At 57.3% G+C, this 20,973-nt stretch carries 19 protein-coding genes; 16 read left to right on the forward strand and 3 right to left on the reverse strand.

The annotated features are described in order from the left end of the window. The first annotated feature begins 51 nt into the window (after positions 1 to 51). Positions 52 to 1,683, forward strand: a complete 1,632-nt coding sequence (locus ABIE48_RS00240) for an SWIM zinc finger family protein (RefSeq protein WP_192717496.1) — start codon at positions 52 to 54, stop codon at positions 1,681 to 1,683. Then, entirely contained in the window at positions 1,680 to 4,925 is a 3,246-nt protein-coding gene (locus tag ABIE48_RS00245) for a DEAD/DEAH box helicase (protein WP_260869585.1), read from the forward strand. Before ABIE48_RS00240 ends, ABIE48_RS00245 begins: the two co-directional genes overlap by 4 nt. 256 nt (positions 4,926 to 5,181) lie before the next feature. Here the strand turns inward: ABIE48_RS00245 and ABIE48_RS00250 are convergent, their stop codons facing one another. After that, complete coding sequence (locus tag ABIE48_RS00250; RefSeq protein WP_145029780.1) at positions 5,182 to 6,132, reverse strand: DMT family transporter; 951 nt, start codon at positions 6,130 to 6,132, stop codon at positions 5,182 to 5,184. A 142-nt stretch (positions 6,133 to 6,274) separates the two neighbouring features. Between ABIE48_RS00250 and ABIE48_RS00255 the strand changes: the two genes are divergently transcribed. After that, positions 6,275 to 7,615, forward strand: a complete 1,341-nt coding sequence (locus ABIE48_RS00255) for an aminotransferase-like domain-containing protein (RefSeq protein WP_192717497.1) — start codon at positions 6,275 to 6,277, stop codon at positions 7,613 to 7,615. A 28-nt stretch (positions 7,616 to 7,643) separates the two neighbouring features. Then, positions 7,644 to 8,366, forward strand: coding sequence for an AAA family ATPase (locus ABIE48_RS00260; protein ID WP_145029784.1), 723 nt, complete (start codon positions 7,644 to 7,646; stop codon positions 8,364 to 8,366). Positions 8,367 to 8,446: 80 nt separating this feature from the next. Here ABIE48_RS00260 and ABIE48_RS00265 read toward each other — a convergent pair whose 3' ends face one another. After that, positions 8,447 to 9,370 carry a LysR family transcriptional regulator gene (locus ABIE48_RS00265; RefSeq protein ID WP_192717498.1) on the reverse strand — a complete coding sequence of 308 codons (924 nt, stop codon included), beginning with the start codon at positions 9,368 to 9,370 and terminating at the stop codon, positions 8,447 to 8,449. A gap of 138 nt (positions 9,371 to 9,508) precedes the next feature. On the opposite strand from ABIE48_RS00265, the gene ABIE48_RS00270 reads away from it, so the two are divergent. The 12 genes from ABIE48_RS00270 to pruA all read left to right on the forward strand — a co-directional run bounded on the left by ABIE48_RS00270 (position 9,509) and on the right by pruA (position 19,913). Further along, complete coding sequence (locus ABIE48_RS00270; protein ID WP_145029788.1) at positions 9,509 to 9,892, forward strand: tautomerase family protein; 384 nt, start codon at positions 9,509 to 9,511, stop codon at positions 9,890 to 9,892. 67 nt (positions 9,893 to 9,959) lie between these two features. Further along, a complete protein-coding gene (locus ABIE48_RS00275) occupies positions 9,960 to 10,700 on the forward strand; it encodes an SDR family NAD(P)-dependent oxidoreductase (RefSeq protein WP_192717499.1) in 741 nt (246 codons plus the stop codon). Positions 10,701 to 10,995: 295 nt separating this feature from the next. Next, on the forward strand, positions 10,996 to 11,199 hold the full coding sequence (locus ABIE48_RS00280; protein ID WP_192717530.1) for a hypothetical protein: 204 nt from the start codon (positions 10,996 to 10,998) through the stop codon (positions 11,197 to 11,199). Between the two features lie 375 nt (positions 11,200 to 11,574). Then, on the forward strand, positions 11,575 to 12,138 hold the full coding sequence (locus ABIE48_RS00285; protein WP_192717500.1) for a class I SAM-dependent methyltransferase: 564 nt from the start codon (positions 11,575 to 11,577) through the stop codon (positions 12,136 to 12,138). Between the two features lie 72 nt (positions 12,139 to 12,210). Continuing rightward, positions 12,211 to 13,128, forward strand: a complete 918-nt coding sequence (locus ABIE48_RS00290) for an aldo/keto reductase (RefSeq protein ID WP_192717501.1) — start codon at positions 12,211 to 12,213, stop codon at positions 13,126 to 13,128. Positions 13,129 to 13,182: 54 nt separating this feature from the next. Further along, positions 13,183 to 13,779 (forward strand): YdeI/OmpD-associated family protein, encoded by a 597-nt coding sequence (locus ABIE48_RS00295; protein ID WP_192717502.1) that lies wholly within the window; start codon positions 13,183 to 13,185, stop codon positions 13,777 to 13,779. 211 nt (positions 13,780 to 13,990) lie between these two features. Further along, entirely contained in the window at positions 13,991 to 14,608 is a 618-nt protein-coding gene (locus tag ABIE48_RS00300) for a hypothetical protein (protein WP_192717503.1), read from the forward strand. A gap of 141 nt (positions 14,609 to 14,749) precedes the next feature. Continuing rightward, entirely contained in the window at positions 14,750 to 15,076 is a 327-nt protein-coding gene (locus ABIE48_RS00305; protein ID WP_145029800.1) for a thioredoxin family protein, read from the forward strand. Positions 15,077 to 15,278: 202 nt separating this feature from the next. Beyond that, positions 15,279 to 16,484 (forward strand): ornithine--oxo-acid transaminase, encoded by a 1,206-nt coding sequence (gene rocD, locus ABIE48_RS00310; RefSeq protein ID WP_145165042.1) that lies wholly within the window; start codon positions 15,279 to 15,281, stop codon positions 16,482 to 16,484. 6 nt (positions 16,485 to 16,490) lie between these two features. Continuing rightward, positions 16,491 to 17,390 (forward strand): arginase, encoded by a 900-nt coding sequence (rocF, locus tag ABIE48_RS00315; RefSeq protein ID WP_192717504.1) that lies wholly within the window; start codon positions 16,491 to 16,493, stop codon positions 17,388 to 17,390. A gap of 18 nt (positions 17,391 to 17,408) precedes the next feature. Then, entirely contained in the window at positions 17,409 to 18,323 is a 915-nt protein-coding gene (locus ABIE48_RS00320) for a proline dehydrogenase family protein (protein WP_192717505.1), read from the forward strand. Between the two features lie 18 nt (positions 18,324 to 18,341). Beyond that, the gene (gene pruA / locus ABIE48_RS00325; protein WP_145029807.1) at positions 18,342 to 19,913 is read left to right on the forward strand and encodes an L-glutamate gamma-semialdehyde dehydrogenase; all 1,572 of its coding nucleotides are present in this window, start codon (positions 18,342 to 18,344) and stop codon (positions 19,911 to 19,913) included. Positions 19,914 to 20,089: 176 nt separating this feature from the next. Here pruA and ABIE48_RS00330 read toward each other — a convergent pair whose 3' ends face one another. Next, positions 20,090 to 20,545, reverse strand: a complete 456-nt coding sequence (locus ABIE48_RS00330) for a MarR family winged helix-turn-helix transcriptional regulator (protein WP_116234387.1) — start codon at positions 20,543 to 20,545, stop codon at positions 20,090 to 20,092. Between the last annotated feature and the right edge of the window lie 428 nt (positions 20,546 to 20,973).

A 20,973-nucleotide genomic window follows, 5' to 3' on the forward strand; every position in this document is an offset into this window, starting at 1 on the left:
GGGGTTCCTCACGCTTTTTCCTAACGCTCTCTCAGGAGACGATGAACAATCATGAGTGTGAACCAAACTATAAACGATATACAGTGGCAAGAGCTGATCCGCAGCGTTGCGGAGTATTATAACGACCTGACGATTAAACGCGGATTTCAATATTATAAACAGGGCCGGGTGGCGGAGCTGTCGATTGGCGGGGATGGCGAAATTGAGGCCGTGGTGAAGGGCGGGGAGGCTTACCGTGTCCACCTGAATCCCGAGTCGGTTCAGGACAGCCGCTGCAGCTGCCCGGTTGGGGAACGATGCAAGCATTCCATCGCCGCCCTCCTCGAGTATGTCAGCCGGCAGGGCCGGTCCGTGCATGCGATTGTCAATGCGCACACGACCGTCAGGCTCCAGCATCATCTGCCGGAGACGGAAGCTGAAGAAGACCTTGGGCCTGTGCAGCGGGGAAGTGCGGCGGATGCTTTAAGGGAGAAGGCGGCCCATTTGGCGGAGATGAGCCTCTCCGAATGGCACGCCTTCTTCAAGCTGTGCATCACTCCGCTGGAATTTACGAGCCAGAACTCGCACTATGCCCGAAACGCCATACATGCGATCAACGCCGTCAAGCCGGACCTGACTCCGGCCTTGGAGCAGCTGTATCAGCTCCATGCCAGGCTGTATATGCTGATCAAGCTGATCAAGCCAATTGCGCCGGGTGGACGGTCCCCGGCATTTTTGGGGTACCACGTGCAGGTGGCCGCGGATGAACTGCGGGGAGGCATGCTGCAGCTGCTGGGCGAAGGGATCGATCTGGCCGCCGAGCCTGATCTGTGGCCGCGCGTGATCAAGACGCTGAACTACCTGCACCGGCAGATGCTGACGGAAACGGGGCAGCAAGGTTATCTGTTCGATATTTATGACCGGTTCTGGCTGAAATGGATCCATCCGAACGTTAAAGACACCCGGATGCATGAGGAAGAGATGCGGAAACTGCAAAGCGTCGAAGAGGAGCTGGGCGATACGCTCTCCCGGCTGCCGTGGATGCTCGCCCAGGCCCGTATTGCGTTCCTGATGGGGGAAGACCGGCAGGCCTGGTCCTGGCTGCAGGCAGCGGACAAGGCTTCCATCATCCCGCACGGATTCCTGACCTCCTTTCTGGACGAGCTGTCCGCTTCGGAGGATTGGGCCCGCCTGCAGGAATGGCTGGTGCGGCTGGCTCCTCTGTTCAGCAATCACCGGAAAGAGCCTCTGCACGAATATGCCGCCTATTGGAATACCTTTGTCCGGCATGTGCCCGAAGCGGAGGAGACGATGTGGCATACCCTCGCCGGGATGCTGCCCTATTCCAAGGAAGTTTATGAAGATAACCTGCTGGCTCACGAAAAATGGCGCTTGTGGATGGACGTGCAGCTCAGCTCCGGCAAGGACCCGCTGGAGTTCCGGGTCAGCGTGCTTGCGCCGATCGAGAAGCAGGCGCCTGAGCTGCTGCTGCCCTTCTACCATCAAGGCGTGGAGCGGCATGTCCTCCTGAAGAACCGCTCCGGCTACAAAGCCGCGGTCAAGCTGCTCAAGCGTCTGGCCAAGCTGTACAAAAAATTGAAGCGGGAGGAGCGCTGGGAAGAATTCATCATCGTGTTTTCCAGCCGCCACAGCCGGCTGCGCGCACTTCAGGAAGAGCTTCGGAAAGGAAAGTTGATCCCATGATTCCATACACCGACACCATCACGATCCATACCCGGCTCAGCGGGTACGGCGACGCGCTCATCTACGGCTCGACGCCAACGCGCCGGACTGTGCCCGGCATCGACCTGAAGCATAGGCTGTTCGCCTGGCATGAAGAGACTTTGTACGGGACGCAGCTGGACGTTCAGCAGGTGCAGGACATCGAGCTGGTCATCCTGCCGGCCGAGTACGTCATCGCGTTCTTCGCCCAGCTGGACCTGCTTGCCCATATCCAGTGGGCGGGAGACGAAGGGACCGAGACCTTAATCCGGCTCGCTCCTGCGCTGATGTCCTGCGTTCGTGAGAAGCGGTACAATCCGAGCCTGCCCGCGTTTCAGTCCGGCAAGCTTCAGTGGAACTGGGATGAATCCCGCCTGGATGCCGAAGCGCGGGAAGAGATCAGGGACCTGGGACCGGAGTTCGCCGAGGGGCTGCGCGCCGCATTCTCTTCGCTGGTATTCAGCGAATGTTATGGAACGGAAGCGACGGCTTCCGACCTGCGCCGCGAGTACCCGATGCTCTTCGCGAGAGAGGGGGCCGTCGCCGGCTTGACCGAGCAGGCTTGGCTCATCTCGATCGGCTGGAAAGCGGACGCGGCGCCGTTTCGGCCCGTGCTGCAGCTGCTGGAGCCGGACGAAGCCGAGCCCGTCTGGCGCCTCCAGCTTGTGCTGCAGGACAAGCTGGACCCGTCGGTGCTGGTGCCCGTCCGTCTAGACGCGGACGGACAGGCTTCCGGCGTGTGGCCGGACGTATGGACGGCCCACATCCGCGAGCGCTCCGCCGGGTGGGCGGAGCATCTGCGCGCCAGCCTGCCGGCGAGCGTGCGGGCTGCGGAGCGCAGCGACGTGCTGGGCCAGCCGCTGTCTGACGCGGCGGCGTGGCAGTTTTTGACGGCGGACAGCCGCCGTCTGCTGGATGCGGGCTGGCAGGTGCTGCTGCCCGCGTGGTGGGAGGCCGCCAGCCGGCGGAAGCCGAAGCTGCGGGCCAAGGTCAAGGCCGGTGAGGGCGAGGAGGCCGCAGCCAAAGGGCAGGGCAGTTCACTGTTCGGCCTGGACTCGATCATTCAGTTTGACTGGCGGGTGTCGATCGGCGACCTTCAGATTACGGAGGACGAATTCAAGGAGCTGGTCGCCCGCAACGAGCGGCTGGTTCGCTTCCGCGGCGAATGGATTACGCTCGACCCCAGCCTGATCAAGCAGATCGGCCAGATGATGGAAGGAGTCGACAGCTCGCAGGGCTTGTCCCTTCAGGACGTTCTCCATCTGCATCTCCAGCGGAAGGACGAGGACGCTGGTGCCCGGAAGCGGGAGGACGGCGAGGAAGAAGAGGAGGACGAAGATCCGGATGAAGCGGCTCGGATCGAGCTTGAGGTGGAGCTGAACGAGCATCTTCTGACGCTGATGAACCAGCTCAGCCAGAAGTCGGCCTGGCCGAAGCTGGACGTTCCATCTGGGCTGCAGGCCGAGCTGCGTTCTTACCAGTACGACGGGTTTTCCTGGCTGGCGTTTCTGCGCCGGTTTGGGCTGGGTGCCTGTCTTGCTGACGATATGGGCTTGGGGAAAACCATCCAGTTTATCACGTATTTGCTGCATCTAAAGGAGACGGCGGACGCATCCGGAGAACGGCGCCTGCCTTCGCTGCTGATCTGCCCGACCTCGGTGCTGGGCAACTGGCAGAAGGAGATCAGCCGCTTTGCGCCTTCGCTGAAGGTGCTGCTGCATTACGGCAGCCGCCGGTCGGGAGAGGCGGCGCTCCGCGAAGAACTACGCGAGGCCGATGTAGTCCTGACCTCGTACGCGACCGCGACGCTGGACCAGGACCTGCTGAAGGAGTTCGCCTGGGAATCGCTGTGCCTGGACGAGGCGCAGAACATCAAGAATGCCCAGACGAAGCAGTCGGCCGCCGTGCGCAGCTTTCCTGCCCGACACCGGATCGCACTGACCGGAACGCCGATCGAAAACCGGCTTTCCGAGCTGTGGTCGCTGTACGATTTTATGAACCCGGGATATCTGGGCAGCCTGCGCAGTTTCCAGGTCCGCTTTATTCAGCCGATCGAGCGGGATCAGGACGAGCAGCGGACGGCGCAGCTGCAGAAGCTGGTAAAGCCGTTTATGCTGCGGCGGAAGAAGAAGGATCCGCATATCCAGCTGGAGCTGCCGGAAAAAAACGAGATGAAAACCTATATCCACCTGACCGCCGAGCAGAGCGCCCTCTACGATCAGACGGTCAACGACCTGATGAACCGGGTGCAGAAGCTGGAGGGTATTCAGCGGAAGGGGGCCATTCTGTCGGCCCTGACACAGCTCAAGCAGGTCTGCGACCATCCGGTGCTCCTGACCGGGGAATCGGTCGACAACTTTGTGGATCCCGCGGATATTGCCGCGGTTTCTGGTACGGTGGGCGCAGCGGCAGGCACGGACGGTGCGGCTGACTCAGGTATCCTGAGTGATTCAAACGCTCCAGGAGTTTCGGGTAATCTGGAGACTGCCGGAAAGCATGAGGCTGAGGGCAGCGAAGCGGCTATAAGTGATCGACGGGCTTCGGCTGGCACAGTTGATGCCGTTGGCTTGGCTGCGGAAACTTCAGCCGAAGCAAAGGCGCCGGAGCATGAGGCTGCTGCACGGACAGCAGCTGAATCCTCAGGAGGTCAGCTCGACACAGAACGGCTTATCAGCCGCTCGGCCAAGCTGGAACGCCTGCTGGCCATGGTCAAGGAGCTGCGGGAAGAGGGCGACCGCTGCCTGATTTTTACGCAGTATATCGGCATGGGCCAGATCCTTCAGCGGGTCCTGGGTCAGGAGCTGCAGGAGCCGGTGCTGTATCTGAACGGCAGCACGTCCAAAACCGCACGGGATCGGATGATCGAACAGTTCCAGTCCCAGTCGCTGCCGGCAGCCGAGCAGCCGGGTGTGTTCATCCTGTCGATCAAGGCGGGGGGCGTCGGTCTGAACCTGACTGCGGCCAACCACGTCTTCCACTTCGACCGCTGGTGGAACCCGGCGGTGGAGAACCAGGCAACGGACCGGGCCTACCGGATGGGCCAGACCAAGGACGTGCAGGTGCATAAGTTCATTTCGCTCGGCACGCTTGAGGAGCGGATCGACGAGATGCTGGAGAGCAAGCAGCAGCTCAGCGATAATGTCATTTCCAGTACGGAAAGCTGGATTACCGAGCTGTCGACCGAAGCGCTGAAGGACCTGTTTACGCTGCGGCGTGACTGGTAGGGATAGCTGAGGGAGAAGCTGAAGGCATGTATCATTAGTTGGGGCGCGAGAACAGCGCAATCATCGTTCAGAAAAATGAAATCATCAGTGTAAAAATGATGAAATAACCATACTGAAAAACAGCTGCAGGAAATTGCAGCTGTTTTTTTGCTGTTAGAGTGACTGACACGCATGATCCTTGATTCCTGTGCTGCCTGTTTTGTTTTGGACTGCCTTCATGCCCAAGTGGCCGACTAAGGTTAAAGCCCAACACACGTCATCCTTTGGAGCTTCCGAGCTGCTTGCTTTGGTCCGTCTGTACGCCCTGGCGCCGCTTCAGGTTCACACCCATTACGCCGCCGATAATCAGGACAGCTCCCACCCAGTGGTACCAGTCCAGACGCTCGTTCAGCAGCAGCACGCCGCCGGCGATCGTCACGACGGTGGAGAGGCTGCCGAAGACGCTGACGCGGGAAGCCTCCATGCGGGACAGGGCATAGTTGGTCAGAAACGAAGTGACCAGGGAGGACAACACGCCAAGGTACAGCACGGCCAGAAGAAATTTAGGCTCCATGAACGGCGTGAAATACTGGCTGAGCGTCCCTTGAGATACATGCTTAATCACCGATATGGCGTTGAAAAACACAAAGCCGAAGAAGGTGATGATGTAGGTCATATCCTTTGGGCGCCAGGTTTTGGTCATCCTCCGGGCGCCTGTATTATATCCCGCCATGGACAGGGCGGACAGGAGAATCAGCAGAACACCGCCAAGGCTGGCGGAGGAGATGCTGATCCCGGGCACGGCGAAGATCAGAATGACACCGGCCACCGAAACCAGGGTGAACATTTTTTGGGCAAACGTCGTGTGCTCCTTAAGGAAGATCGCAGCCAGAATCATCGTAAATACCGGCACGACCGCCTGAACGATCCCGGCCACCGAAGACGAGGCGTAGAGCAGTCCAAATGCCTGTAAGGCAAAAAACAGCGAAGGATAAAGAAGGGCCAGCGGAAGCAGCGCGGCTGTCCGGGGCATGACTTCCTTCATTCGGGCCCGTCCGGGAAAGGCGAACAGCGATGCCGCCAGAAAGGACAGCGTGAAGCGATGGGCAAGCGTGTCGAGCGGATCCGATACGCTGAGCGCGATTTTGACGAAAATAAAAGACAATCCGATGATCAAAGCGTTGATGAGCGCGGCCGCGACCGCTTTTTTATTCGAAGAAGCATTCATAAAGTCAGACCTCCCTAATCACTGCGCGCGCTTTATGGACCGGTCCTGTTGATGGTTCCATTTTACGGGGGGCGCGGCTGTGCTACAATATCAATAATCATCATCTGTACCGGTACAAAAGAGCGGGGGAGGAGGCGTTACGATGTATAAATACGCCGAGCTGATCAACGATTTGGAACTGCAAATCTCGGGTGACGGCTATAGGGAAGGGGACAGGCTGCCGTCCATCCGGGAGCTGTCAAAGCGCTATGATTGCAGCAAAAGCACGGTGATCCGCGCGCTGGAGGAGCTGCAGGACAAGCATTTGATTTATGCCGCCCCCAAGAGCGGTTATTACGTGATGAAGCGGTCCGGAAAAAAGCAGAATCCGGGAAACCGGTGGATCGATTTTACGGCAGCCGCGCCGGATCCGGATATTTTTCCGTATCTGGATTTTCAGCACTGTATCAATAAAGCGATCGATATGTACCGCAACGACTTGTTCATTTACGGCACGCCTCAGGGGCTGCCGTCCTTGATCCGCGAGATGCAGCGCCAATTGGCCTCTTACCAGGTGTTCACCGATCAGCGCGGTATCTTCATTACGTCCGGGGTACAGCAGTCGCTGGGGCTGCTGGCGCGTATTCCGTTTCCGAACGGCAGGCGCCGGGTACTGGTGGAACAGCCGTGTTATCCGCTGCTGATGGAGTACCTGAGGACGTACGGCATGGAAGCAGAAGGGATCCGACGGTCGGGCGACGGGATCGATCTGGATGAGCTGGAACGGATGTTTAAGACCAGGGAGTTCAAGTGGTTCTATACGGTGCCACGCTTCCACAATCCGCTGGGAGGATCTTATAACCGGTCGCAAAAGAAAGCTATCGCCCGTCTGGCGGCCCAGTACGACGTCTACATTATCGAGGACGATTACATGGCCGATCTGGAGCAGGACGCCAAAGAGGACCCGATCTATGCGTACGACGACTCCGCGCATGTTGTCTATTTAAAGAGTTATTCCAAGATCATATTTCCGGGCCTGCGGATCGGTGTTGCCGTGCTCCCGGAGGCGCTGCGGAACGATTTCAACCAATTTAAAAAACTGGCGGATATCGACAGCTCGATGCTCTCCCAGGCGGCCTTGGAGCTGTACCTCAAGAGCGGCATGTTCGAGCGCCATCGCAAAAAAATGCGCAGCTGTTATGGGCGAAGATCCGCCCTGCTGCATGAAACGATCATGATGCATGCGGGGAGTACGCAATCGTCTCGTTATACTTACCAGCCGGCCCGGCAGCTGGGTGTCCATACGTATCTGAAGCTGGAGGATGCTGCCCGTGCCCGTCAGGTGATCCAGCGGCTGCAGAGAAAGTTCATTCGGGTCGAAACCGCAGACGCGGGTTATCTTGATTCGTTTGTGAAAGAGCCGCTTCTCAAGCTGAATGTGTCCAGCGTCAAGGAGCCGGATATAAGGTCCGGCATTGAGCAGGTGATTCAGGAGATCGGGTAGGACGATCGATGTTGAAGGGAGGAGACCGATGTTTTTACGAAGCTTGACCATTCTGCGCAATAAACATACCAAGGGGAACGAGTATCCCTTTTCCATTCCGGCGCTGCGGAATTTGGAGTCCCTGTCGTTTCGGGGAAACGTTACCTTTTTTGTCGGGGAAAACGGGTCGGGCAAATCCACGCTGATGGAAGGAATCGCCGACCAGTGCGGATTCAACACGGCAGGCGGGAGCAGAAACAATGCGTATGAGGTGGATGCTTCCCAATCAGCGCTTGGCGACCATATCCGGCTGTCCTGGATGCCCAAAGTAACGAACGGGTTTTTCCTGCGTGCGGAGACGTTTTACCATTTTGCCAGCCATCTGGACACCATGCCTGCCAGCTTACGTTATTACGGGGGACGATCTCTGCATGAGCAGTCGCATGGGGAGGCCTTTCTGTCGCTGTTCAAGCACCGGTTCGGTAAAAAGGCTATCTACCTGCTGGACGAGCCCGAAGCGGCCTTATCTCCAGCGCGGCAGCTGGCGCTGCTGAAGGTGATCAAGGATTTGGAGAAAGAGGCCCAGTTTATCATCGCGACCCATTCACCGATCCTGCTGGGCTATCCCGATGCGGATATAATCAATTTTGACGTCCATCCTCCCCAAGAGGTTCAATATGAAGATACGATGCACTATATTATCACCCGCCGTTTTCTTGAAAACCGGAAGCGAGTGCTGAGCGAGCTGTTTGAGGAGGAGGACGGGGACTAAAGCGGATGATTCCATGTTAAAAAGCCCATTTCGAGGAAATGGGCCTTTTTGTGTGGGCTTGATGTTGTCATGGATCAAACCTACGCATTCCGCCGGAATGCCTCGGAGGGTTCCTCCGCCCCTGCCTGCGGCAGCCCCCGCTGCAGAGCCTCATATAGCCTGGAGGCGGCCAGGCGCGGCGGGTATTCAGCCGACCGGCACACATAACCGCAGGTGATGTTGACGGCATTGCCTTTAAAAGGACGAATTACTGTTCCGGCAGGTGCAGGCTGCAGGACGGTCAGCGGCACTAGGGCAGCGCCCAATCCACTCTGCACGTAAAATTTCAGCGCAGCCATGCTGCCGATTTCCATCGCATCCATAGGCGGGCCTCCGGGCTCCTGCATGATCATTTCAAGCTTCCGGCGGTAAGGGCAGTCGGCTTGCGTAATCAGCAGGCGATGCCCTCTAAGATCAGCGGGTGTGACGAGCTCCCTTGAAGCCAGCGGATGATCCTCCGGCATGAGGACGACAAAATGTTCGGTCAGCAGCGGTTCATAATAAAGCCCGGCACCGAGCTGGGGAGGAGAACAAATCGCCATGTCCAGATCTCCCCGCAGCACCTGTTCGTTCAGCTGGGGCGAGCTGGCAATCGTCACGGATACCCATATATTGGGGTAATCGCGCAGAAAAGAAGCGAGGATCTCCGGCAACCGGTAGCTGGCAATGGGCTCTACGACGCCAAGACGGAGATGGCCTGCTTCCCCCGACAGCAGCTCCTTCATGGTGCCTTGAAGCTGCTCCACATCCTTGACGATATGTGCGCTCTGCTCGTGAAAAAGGCGGCCTGCTTCGGTGAGCTGAAAGGTTTTGCCCCGTTCGATCAACCGGACGCCGAGCTCCGACTCGAGCTTCTGGATTTGCATCGTGACGGTGGACTGGGCGTAATTCAGTTCTTCGGCCGCCCGGTTAAAGCCGCCAAGGGCGACGATCCGGTGAAAGGTTTTGACAGCTTTCAGGTCCATGATATTTTTGCCTCCTGCTGTATGGTTCAATATTTTTGAATTAGTCGTTTATTTAATTCAATTATACAAATATGATCCCCGGGATTACAATATCATTGCCGGCAGAAAGAAAACGGAAGCTACAGGAGGTTATGGAACATGCCATTTGTACGGATTGACATAGGGCAGGGGCCCTCGGAAGAAGAACTGGCTGTTATCAGCCGCTCCATTCATCAGGCGATGGTGGATACGATCGACGTTCCGGAAGACGACTATTTTCAGGTTATTACCCGGCATAGGGCAGGGGAGCTGCTGTATGACCGCAGTTATTTAAATGTAGAACGGTCCGACGGACAGATATTTATACAGATTACGCTGAAGCAGGGGCGGACGCTCGCAAAGAAAAAGGCGCTGTATGCCGCCATCGCAGAAAGGCTGCAGCAATCGGCGGGCATCCGGCCGCAGGACGTCATGATCATTTTAACGGAAAATACGGCAGAAGACTGGTCGTTCGGCAACGGCATCGCACAGATGGTCCCGTGATTGGATTTCGGAAAGACATCAATAAACTTCTGGCCCAATTTAGGAATTTGAAAGGAGAGCTGATCACATGAACATTCAGCATAAAACAGCGATCGTCACAGGCGGAGGAACAGGGATCGGAAAAGCGGTGTCAATCGAGCTGGCGAAGCGGGGAGCCCGCGTGGTCGTCAATTACTCCCGGTCGCGGGAAGACGCGGAGGAAACGGTGCGGACCATTCAAGAGGGCGGCGGCACAGCCGTTGCGGTCCAAGCAAATGTAGCTAAAGAGGCAGAGGTTCAGGCGATGGTAGGCAGAGCCGCCAGGGAGTTCGGTTCGGTCGATATTTTGATTAATAACGCCAGCATTACCCGGTATATTGCCATGAATGACCTGGAATCCGTGAACGATGAGGCGTGGGATGAGCTCTACCAGGTCAACGTGAAAGGGATGTTCTACTGCGCCAGGGCGGCAGCTGCCGAGATGAAAAAGCAAAAGCGAGGCGTTATCGTCAACCTGGGAAGCATCGCGGGCATTACGGGCAGCGGCTCTTCGCTGCCGTATGCCGTGTCCAAGGCCGCGGTGCATGGTCTGACCCGCTCGCTCGCCCGGGCGCTGGCCCCGGAGATTCGCGTGAGCAGCGTCGCGCCGGGTGCGGTGGCCACCCGATGGTGGGCTGGGCGCGAGCAGCAGATGGAGCAGCTGGCAGGCTCCTTGCTGCTGAACCGGATTTCTTCGCCCGAAGATATCGCCCATATGATCTGTGCCGTGGTCGAACAGGATTCGCTGACCGGGCAGGTCATTACGGTGGATGCAGGGCAGACGATGTAATTAGGACATTGGGCAGAAGGGGCGGCAGATGTTGTAATACAGGCGAGCGGTCGGCCGTACGTCGCGAAAACAAGGGGATTTCGGAGTCGTTGATGCAAAATCTTCCGCACCTCCGAAGCGTTTCACAACATATCCACATCATATACACATCATATCCACAGCAAATCAACAGTATATCCACAGCATATCCGTTGCGTGAAAGACTTCAAACGAGGTAACCTGATCTTAGCTCCACTTGGAAAAGATGGATTACACCAGCCGCGGTTAGAATCGCGGGGTCAGGAGGGATTGCCCGATGCGCGAATGGATCGGCAAATGCCGCGATTGCGGCAGGGACATTTATTGCGAGAACGGTTTTTTGAATGGCGTGGTGCTGGTGGACCAGTCGTTGAAATGCTTCCCGTGTGCGGAGCAGGAGGATGCGGGAACCGGTGACTCGGAGCGGCAAAGTGCAGAAACCGGTGATTCGGTACAGCATTCGGAGAGAGAACCGGATTAGCACAGGATATACTTGCAAAACCAGGAGAAAATTCCATGTGGCAGCCTGAACAGGCTGCCTTTTTGCTTTGCATCCCCTGCATCCTTTGCATCCTTTGCATCGTCAAAAATTTTGCATCGTTAGAAATACCCGCCTGATCCGAAGTTTTTCAGCCGTTCTCAGTCAATTTCATTTCCCCGGCCTGAGCATCCATACCTGGGTCGTTACCCATCCCTTGGACGCCTTACTTGAGTCCTACAGGAGGAAGGCTTGGGATCCGGAGTTTTCTCCGGGGCATGACGGTTAGGCGATTGTGTCTCTATGGCTGATAATGGTAGGATGAAGAAAATAAGGGTGATACCTCATATGGGGATATCCGACAAGGAGGATGAGCAAGTGGCTGCAGAAGAGTACGACCCGACGCTGATCGCGCGGCTGGAGAGCCCGGAACGCCTGGAGAAGCTTCCCCCGGAGAAGCTGCTGGACCTGCTGGAGTTGTCCGGGCACGAGGACCTGCTGGATGTGGGGGCAGGCAGCGGGTACTTCACGTTTCCGGCGGCGGCACGAACTTCCGGAACGGTCTATGCGCTGGATACCCATCCGCAGATGCTGGACATGCTGAAGACCCGTTCGGAAGAGCGGGGCGTTACGAATATTCGGCTGATTCAGGGAACGGCAGAACAGATTCCGCTAGGGGATGAAAGCGTGGACGTGATGATCCTGTCCCTCATTCTGCATATTGCCGAGCCGCATGAGCAGGGATTGAAGGAAGTGCAGCGTGTTCTCAAAAAAGGAGGCAAGGCGCTCTGCGTGGAATGGGCTTATCCGGATAGCGAACCGCCGTCGGATCATCGCATCTCCTCATCGGACATGGCCCGCATGGGAGAGGAGCTTGGCCTCAAGGTGCTCAGCAGGCAGCCGTGGTCGGACAAGTATTACAGCATCGTTTTTCAAAAATAACATGTGTATCGCCCGGCGGAAGCTATGCAGCGCCAAAAATGCAAACCTATTCACAGGAGAGGTGGCTTGAGAATGAAATACAGACGGCTTGGAAAAACGGAATTGAAGGTATCGGTGGTCGGTGTAGGAACATGGCAGTTCGGAGGAGACTGGGGGAAGGACTTTAACCAGCAGGAGGTGGACGCCATTCTGCACAAGGCGAAGGATCTGGGCATCAACCTGATCGACACGGCGGAATGCTATGGTCCGCATCATCTGTCCGAGAGCTTCATCGGAAACTTTCTGAAGCGGGACCGCCGTGAGGACTGGGTCGTGGCTTCAAAATTCGGCCACCGCTGGCATGACCACTGGGAAAACGCCTGGTCCGCAGATGAGGTTCTCGTCCAGCTGGACGAGTCCTTGAAAGCGCTGCAAACGGACTATATCGATCTGTACCAGTTCCACTCGGGCTCGGATGAAGTATTTCACAATGACGATCTGTGGACACTGCTGGACAAGCAGGTGCAGGCCGGGAAAATCCGCAACCTCGGCATTTCCATCGGCAGCAACGATAACCTGGAGCAGACTTCACGGGCGACCGAGTTGAACGCCAAAGCGATTCAGGTCGTGTACAACCGGCTCGACCGGAAACCGGAAGAGCGTGTCTTTCCGTCCTGCACCGAGCAGGATCTGGGCGTGCTTGCGAGAGTGCCGCTGGCCAGCGGTTATCTAAGCGGCAAGTACAAGCCCGGCGCCGTGTTCCAGGATAACGTGCGCAAACGGCATGAACGCGACAACATCGATGCCCGCCTCCGCGAGGTGGAGGAAATCCAGCGGACCGAGGTGCCCGAAGGCGTGGGCATGGCCCAGTGGGCCTTGGCCTGGTGCCTGCAGAACCCCGCCGTGGACTGCGTGATCCCGGGCTGCAAGAGCCCGGAGCAGGTCGAAGCCAATGCGGCCGCTGCGGACCTCGATATGGTCCAGGATACGCATCCGCGGGCGTGGAAATAAGCAGGGAAGCAGGCGTTCGGCACATTCCTGATTAAAGGAGGAGCAGACCGACTTATGTCCAGTAAAACAGGAGATGGGCGGGAAGAACTGCCCGTGATCTTTTTTGAGAGTCAGCAGGCATGGGAGGAGTGGCTCAAAGCGCATCATGCCGAGTCACGCGGCATTCGGCTGCAGATGGCCAAGAAGGGATCCGGCATCCCATCCATCACGTATGACGAAGCATTAGAGATTGCACTCTGCTACGGCTGGATCGACAGCCGCAAGGAGGCCTGGGACGATACGTATTGGATCCAGCGGTTTGGCCCGCGCGGGCCGAGAAGCATCTGGTCCAAGATCAACAAGGAGAAGGCTGAGCGCCTTGTCACAGAAGGACGCATGAAGCCGGCCGGTCTTGCGGCGATCGAGGAAGCCAAACAAAAAGGCCAATGGGAGCAGGCTTATGCATCCCAGAGCCGGTCGCAAATTCCCGAGGATCTGGAGCGGAAGTTCGAGGAGCATCCGGATGCGGCAGCCTTTTTTGCGACGCTGGACAGCCGCAACAAATACGCCGTCTTATTCCGGGTCCAAAGCGCCAAGAAGCCCGAAACGAGGGCTAAACGAATCGACCAGTTTATCGACATGCTGGAAAAAGGCGAAAAAATATATCCTTAGATTGTGCATCAGTCCTCAGTCACCATGATCAGCCGAAGCCTCCGTCAACGACGGGGGCTTCGCCCTTTCTTGACCTGCTGCAGCACTTTCCTTCCTGAATATTACGGTGCTCTTCCGAATAGGCTGTTTATAGCTGAATCATCGGAAAAAGGCGGAAGGGGCGGGGCGGCCAAACCTGAAAAGCCGCATCCAGAAAGGCGGGTTTTGCTTCATGCTGTTAAATATTAGCGTGGTGATGGTCTTGGTGTATACGGCGGTATGTATCGGGTATGTCCAAATTCACCGGAAGCATCTTTTGAACATGACCGGCAACATGGTGGCGATGACGACAGGGCTGATCTCCAATTTGACGATCGGGGTCATCCTGGGCATGATGTTTGCAGGCGACCTCGTACTGTCTACCGGCCTGTCGGTGTTGTTTTGCTTTGCGATTGGCTACCTGGTCGGCAAGCCGCTCCATCTGCTGGCGGTCATTGAGGGCATCGGCGGGGGGATCATGGGCGGACTGCACGGCGCTATGCTCGGCGAGATGATTCCCCGGGCCCGATGGGACGTCATGCTGTTTATTATGGATGCGCTGTTTATTGCGATGACCGCCATGGTCATGTATTTGATTCATAACCAGAAATACAAGGCCCGGGAGGCTGAGGACGAAGAAGAGCGGGCGGAAGGAGCTGGACAGGTGCCCGCTCTGATGCCGATCCGGCTGTCCTTTTGGATGCTGTATATTATCCTGCCGGTCGTGACCCTCTGCGCTGCAGCTATATTCAGCCATTCGGTCCCTGCCGGAGAAGTTCCGGTAACGGGACATGAAATGCATTCCATGTAAGTCCTTTGCAAAATCGTTCATAAACGGATACAATACAGGTAACGGCTGAATTGTAATGATTTTGGTTACACTTACATCGCCTGGTGTCCGGCAGCCTGCCGGACCGCTGTATACCGACTAATGGACAAAGGGGATAGGATGATGGAACGCATTCAAACGGAAGCCCAATATAACGAACTGATTCAAGGGGACGGCATCACGGTCATCAAGTACGATGCAACCTGGTGCCCGGACTGCAAGACACTCGATAAATTTATGCCGGACATTATGGCCAAACATCCGGATAAGAAATTTTATGCACTGGATGTAGAGCAGTTGGAAGAAGTATCTTCCCAGAACGATGTGCGCGGCATCCCAAGTTTGCTTGTGTACAAGGACGGGAAGAAAATCGCCCATCTGCACAGCAAATTCGCCAAAACGCCTGGTGAAGTATCGGAATACCTTCAAACGCTGGAGTCCAAGCAATAATTTAATGGAACTGAAGCCATCGGCCAAGCACCCCCGATTCACGGTAGAACGTGAAATCGGAGGTGCTTTTTCTTTTGGAAAAAAGCCCGCCCGTCGGGTTATTTAGCATACGCCTGTTACGGGATTTTTTACAAACATGAAATGAATCGGAAAGCAATACACATAGGGTGAGAACATGATGCCAAGAGAAGGATGTGCAGCCATGGCAACGACAGACGAGATTCTGCAAATGATGGATGAGCACAGCGCCAACAACTACTATCCGCTGCCGATCGTCATTCATAAGGCGGAGGGCGTATGGGTTGAGGATTTGAACGGACATCGGTATATGGATATGCTCAGCGCATATTCCGCCCTCAATCACGGTCACAGGCACCCCAAAATCATGCAGGCGCTGCAGGAACAGGCCGGGAAGGTGACTCTTACATCGCGGGCGTTTCAGAGCGAGGCGTTCGGCATCTTCGTGAGCAAGCTGGCGGCATATACCGGCAAGGACAAGATTCTGGCGATGAATACGGGCGCCGAAGCGGTGGAAACCGCGCTGAAAATGGCTAGGCGTTGGGGCTACCGGATCAAGGGCATTCCGGAGAATCAAGCCGAGATCATTGTCTGTACCGGAAACTTTCACGGCCGTACGCTGAGCGTCACCTCGTTCTCCTCCGAAGAGGCGTATAAACGGGATTTCGGGCCGTTCACACCCGGCTTCCGGATCATCCCATATGGCGATGCTTCCGCTCTGGAGCAGGCCATTACGCCGAACACGGCGGCTTTTCTTGTGGAGCCGATTCAGGGTGAGGCAGGGATCGTGATGCCGCCTGAAGGCTATTTAACCCAGGTGCGGGAGCTGTGCCGCCGTCATCAGGTGCTGCTGATGGCCGACGAAATTCAGACGGGGCTCGGCAGGACCGGACGCCGCTTTGCCTGCGATTGGGAGGGCGTCGTTCCGGACGTGTACATTCTGGGCAAAGCCCTCGGCGGGGGCGTGTTGCCCGTTTCGGCCGTCGCGGCAGACCGGGAGATCATGGACGTGTTTGAACCGGGTTCGCACGGCTCGACCTTTGGCGGCAATCCGCTGGCTTCCACGGTGGCGGCCGCTGCGCTGGATGTGCTGGAGGAGGAGAAGCTGGCGGAGCGTGCCGAAACGCTTGGGCGCCTGTTTATGAAAAAGCTTACATCGATCTCCCATCCCGATATCGTCTCGGTCCGCGGGCGCGGCCTGCTGATCGGGCTGCAGCTGTCTGTGCCGGCCCGACCTTACTGTGAGGCGCTGGCCCGTATCGGCCTGTTATGCAAGGAAACCCATGATACCACGATCCGGTTTGCGCCGCCGCTCATCCTGTCCGAAGAAGAACTAGAATTTGCGCTCAGCCGAATTGGGGAGGTATTCACCGGTCAAGGAAGGGCGTGAAAACGTATGGGGCAACCAACCATTTCGATTATCAGCGTACCGTTCGGTTACGGGGCGGGAAGGCCGGGAAGCGAGCAAGGGCCGGACAGCATCCTGAAGTTCGGTCTGGTCAAAAAGCTGGAGCAGCTCGGCTACGATGTGGACGCCGGGCGGAGGATCCAGCTGCCCTCCAGCCTGACGCCCTATCCCACCACGCGTATGAAGCATGTGGACCAGGTCATGGCAGTCTGCTCACAGCTGGCGCGGGAGGCGGTATCGGCGGCTTCGGCCGGCAGCATTCCCCTCATGCTTGGGGGGGACCACAGCATTGCCATGGGCTCGCTGGCCGGGCTCAGCCGGCACTACCCGAACATGGGCGTCATCTGGGTGGATGCCCATTCGGACCTGAACACCGAGATCACCAGCCCATCCGGGAACATGCACGGCATTCCCTTGGCGGCCGCTCTGGGCCTGACGCAGCTGAAGCTGACGCAGATCCTGCCCGGTGCCGTTCAACTGAAGCCTGAGAACTGCGTCATCATCGGTGCCCGTGATCTGGACCGGGACGAGAAGACGCTCATTCGCTCGCGGGGCATCACCTGCTTCACGATGTATGAGATCGACCGGCTGGGCATCGAGCATGTCGTGCAGGAGGCGCTGCGGATCGCCGGGACCGGCACGGACGGCCTGCACGTCAGCTTCGACATCGACAGTGTCGATCCGTTTGAGGCGCCCGGAACGGGCACGCCGGTCCGCGGCGGGCTCAGCTACCGCGAGGCCCACTTGGCCATGGAGCTGATGAGCGAATCCGGCCTCATCACGTCTGTGGATATGGTGGAGGTCAATCCCAGCCTTGACCGGAACAACCAGACGTCGAAGCTGGCGGTGGAGCTGCTTAGCTCCTTGTTCGGCAGCCGGATTTTGTAGGCGAAAGGAGGCGTCACCTTGGAGAAAGCCATGAAGTCTTTGTTTTTGACGCTGGCCAAAAACCGGGCGGCGAACCGCTGGGCCAAACGGTACGGACTCCGGCTCGGGGCCAGGCGCTTCGTTGCAGGCGAATCGATCGAGCATGCGATCGACGCCGTCCGCAAGCTGAACGCCAGCGGGCGGATGGCCACCCTCGATTACCTGGGGGAGTTCACGAGCAGCGAGGAGGAAGTGCGCGAGACGGCCGACATGTGCCTCAAAACGCTGGATGCGATCCATCGGTCCAAGGTGCAGGCCAACCTGTCGCTCAAGCTGACGTCGCTCGGTCTGGATCTGAGCCCGGACTTGTGCTTTGAGCTGATGCGGAGAATTTTGGCCAGGGCGCAGAGCTACCGACTGTTCGTGCGGATCGACATGGAGGACCACGCCCACTGCCAGCCGGCGATCGACATGCTGAAGAAGCTGCGGGGCGGGTATGACAATGTGGGTATCGTCATCCAGTCGTATTTGTACCGGTCGGAGGAGGATGTGAAGGAACTGGGGGCCCAAGGGGTCAATCTACGCCTGGTGAAAGGGGCGTACAAGGAGCCCGCAAGCGTCGCGTATCCCCGGAAGGAAGACGTGGACGACAATTTGATTCGCCTGATCAAGATGCACCTGCAGTCCGGCAGCTACACGGCGATCGCCAGCCATGACGAGCGGATCCTCAGCGAGGTCAAACGGTTCATCGAAGAGGAGGGGATTCCGCGCTCCCGCTTCGAGTTTCAGATGCTGTACGGCATCTGCGAGGAACTGCAGCTGAAGCTTGTCGAGGAGGGCTACCGGTTCCGGGTATACGTCCCGTTCGGCGTGGACTGGTTCGGATATTTCATGCGCAGGCTGGCGGAACGGCCGGCCAATGTCTGGTTTGTGCTCAAAAATACTTTTAAGTAAAAAGGGAGTGAGGTAGCCATGAACTCGTTTGCCTGGAGCGCCGCATTTCAAAATGAGCCCTTCACCGATTTTAACCAGCCGGAGCACCGCGAAGCATTTCTGAAAGCTTTGGCCGCCGTGAAAGGGCAGCTGGGACATCGTTATCCTGTCGTGATCGGCGGAAAAGAGGTATACACGGAGGAGGAGCTGGTCTCGCGGAATCCCGGCCATGTGCGGGAGGTGGTCGGCCGGATGAGCCAGGCCGGTACCGACCTTGCGGAGCAGGCGATGCAGCAGGCGCAAAAGTCCTTTGCCACCTGGAAAAGAACGACGGCCACCGAGCGGGCGGCGCTGCTGCTCAAGGCGGCTTCCCTGCTGCGCCAGCGCAAGCACGAGTTTTCCGCCTGGATGGTCGTCGAGGCCGGTAAAAACTGGGCTGAGGCCGACGCGGATACGGCGGAAGCGATCGATTTTATGGAGTATTACGCCAGGGAAGCTGTCCGGCTCAGCGAGACGTCACTGCACCAGCCGCTGCCGCGGGTGCCGGGAGAAGAGAACCGGCTGCAGTACATCCCGCTGGGCGTCGGCATTATTATCCCGCCGTGGAATTTCCCACTGGCCATATGCGCCGGCATGACGACGGCCGCGGTGGTGACCGGCAACACCGTCCTGCTCAAGCCCGCATCGAACACGTCCGTTATCGCCTACCAGTTCTTCAAGCTGATGAAGGAAGCCGGATTCCCGGACGGGGTCATCAACTTTGTGCCGGGAAGCGGGGCCGTCATCGGCGATTACCTGACGGCGCATCCGCAGACACGGTTCATCAGCTTCACGGGCTCGAAGGAGGTTGGCCTCCGGATCAACAAGCTGGCCGCGGAGCAGGCTGAGGGGCAGATCTGGATCAAGCGGGTCGTCGCCGAGATGGGCGGCAAAGACGGTATCGTGGTGGACGAGACGGCGGATCTGGAAGCAGCGGCGAAGGCCATCGTGGTCTCGGCCTTTGGCTACCAGGGGCAGAAATGTTCCGCCGGGTCGAGGGCGATCATCGTCGAGTCGGTCTATGATCAGGTGCTTGCCCGCGTGACGGAGCTGACCAACCTGCTGGAGGTGGGACCTGCAGAGGATAACGCGCCGGTCGGACCGGTCATTGATGAGAAGTCGCGGGACAAAATTTTGGAGTACATTGGGATCGGCAGGGAAGAAGGGCGTCTCGTGACCGGCGGGGAACAGGTCGGGGAAGCCGGGTATTATATCCGGCCGGCCATCTTTACCGATGTTCCGGTCAAGGGACGGATCATGCAGGAGGAGATCTTCGGACCGGTGCTGGCGGTCGTATCTGCTCGGGATTGGGAGGAGGCGATCGAGATTTATAACGATACGGAGTTCGGACTGACCGGCTCGTTCTTTTCGACGGACGAGAACCGGATCTCGGCTGCGCTGGAACGAATGCACTGCGGCAACTTGTATGTCAACCGCAAGTGTACCGGTGCGCTCGTTGGCGGCCAGCCCTTCGGCGGCTTCAACATGTCCGGGACCGACTCGAAAGCCGGCGGGCATGATTACCTGCTGCTGTTCACCCAGGCGAAGGTGACCTCCCGCAAGCTTCCTTGAGCGTGCACTCCCGTGGCGGGTCATGCCCGGATATATTGACAAAGCACCCTGTTTTGCCGGCGTGCCGCCGCAATTCAGGGTGCTTTTATTGGGTTTGTTCTCGAAAGTACAACGCTTCTAGAGCCCTTTTTCTTCGGATTCGAACTCGTTGCTTCGGATCCACATGATGAGGGGGATCACTGTGCCTGCCGCTCATTCCGCTGCAGCTGGATAAGCTCGCCAAGCTGACGGATGGTGTCCAGCAGATGCTCGGTTTCTTCGTCCGTCAAATTTCCCAGCGTTTCGACGATACGGACGGCGCTCATTTCCGCCAGCTTTTTCAGCAGCGCAGAACCTTTGTCCGTAATCGAGATGTTAACGAACCGGCGGTCCTGCTCACTGCGGCTGCGCACAATGAGCTCTTCCTGCTCCAGCTTGTCGCAGATTTGCGTAATGGCGCTGGTGGTCAGGCCGGTGACCTTGACGATGTCTGTTCCGCGCTGGCTGCCGCTATTTTGCAAATATTGAAGTATAAACGATTCTGTCGTGCTTAGCTTCACCTGGCGAACCAGACCGGCATAATCTATAATTCTTGGAAGTCTGTCCATCAATTCAAAATATCGGGTCGCGAGTTCTGTAGATGTAGAATGCAAATTAATCTCCCTCCTGGAGGCAACGGACAAGCCGGATCGGCTCGAAACGTCCGTTCATGCATTTAATTGGTCCTAATGACATGTTAGTTTGATTTTAAGATACCGTCAACTTTCACCGGAGGGGTTCCATGGGGACGGTATGTGCTTGACAAACCGCTTGTGGAAGATATATACTTTTCCATGCACTTATTAAAAGTAAGCTTATATCCAATAAGCTCTTACTTATCAATCGATAGGATTATGTGATCCGAATGTGCAACCATTCATTCGCTTAATTCGGCATCGATTACTCTCTTTATAACTCTCAGGATTCCTTTTTTATGGCAGCCGCGACGCGGCTGCTCTTTTTTTTGCCTGCAAGTTCAATAAGGCGCCCGGGGCAGGCGCAAAAGGACAACGAAAAAAGGGAAGAAAAACGTCTATCGACG

Source organism: Paenibacillus sp. OAE614, from assembly GCF_040546645.1.
In the GTDB taxonomy this organism is placed as follows: domain Bacteria; phylum Bacillota; class Bacilli; order Paenibacillales; family Paenibacillaceae; genus Paenibacillus_AQ; species Paenibacillus_AQ favisporus.